The 282-nt window shown below is 36.2% G+C and carries 1 protein-coding gene; it reads left to right on the top strand.

The genetic code is table 11. The features are described from left to right. On the top strand, positions 1–282 hold a 282-nt coding region (locus V6255_RS18045; RefSeq protein ID WP_341629381.1), incomplete at both ends, for a hypothetical protein.

The raw sequence follows: 282 nt of genomic DNA on the forward strand, positions 1-282 counted from the left end.
GCCGCATTGAATTTTTAGATTCATTATTAAAACTACGCCAAGCCTGTTGTGACCCACGACTAGTAAAAGTAGAACATGCACAGCAAATCAAGAGCTCTGCTAAATTGGATTTCTTAATTGATATTGTGCCTGAGATGGTTGAAGAAGGTCGTCGTATTCTTATTTTCTCTCTATTTGCACAGATCTTAGGGTTAATTGAAGAAGCATTACTAGAATCTGGGATTGATTTTGTTAAATTAAGTGGGCAAACACGTAATCGTAGTGAAGTGATTGAAAAATTCC

The organism is Psychromonas arctica, assembly GCF_038155225.1.
GTDB lineage: Bacteria > Pseudomonadota > Gammaproteobacteria > Enterobacterales > Psychromonadaceae > Psychromonas > Psychromonas arctica_B.